Origin of the sequence: Fictibacillus nanhaiensis, assembly GCF_023715445.1 — a bacterium.
GTDB classification, from domain to species: domain Bacteria; phylum Bacillota; class Bacilli; order Bacillales; family Fictibacillaceae; genus Fictibacillus; species Fictibacillus nanhaiensis_D.
The window spans coordinates 1-216 of sequence record NZ_JAMBOD010000075.1 but is presented as its reverse complement, the minus strand read 5'-3'; the positions used below and the strand labels follow the sequence as shown (position 1 = coordinate 216).

The following is a 216-nucleotide window of genomic DNA, read 5'->3' as shown; positions in this document are numbered from 1 at the left end:
AAACCAGACGGCTTGCCCTCTGGGGTTGTAGGACACTCTACATGGAGTTACAAAGGAACGAAGTAGGAGACGCGGTCTGGAAAGGCCCACCAAAGAAGGTAACAGCCCTGTAGCTGAAACTTCGTTCCCTCCTGAGTGGATCCTGAGTACGGCGGGACACGTGAAACCCCGTCGGAATCCGGGAGGACCATCTCCCAAGGCTAAATACTCCCTAGT

Annotated in this window: 1 rRNA gene; it reads left to right on the top strand. The window is 54.6% G+C overall.

Annotated features, from left to right (window positions below):
* Positions 1-216, top strand: a 23S ribosomal RNA gene (locus M3196_RS21920); the annotation flags it as partial.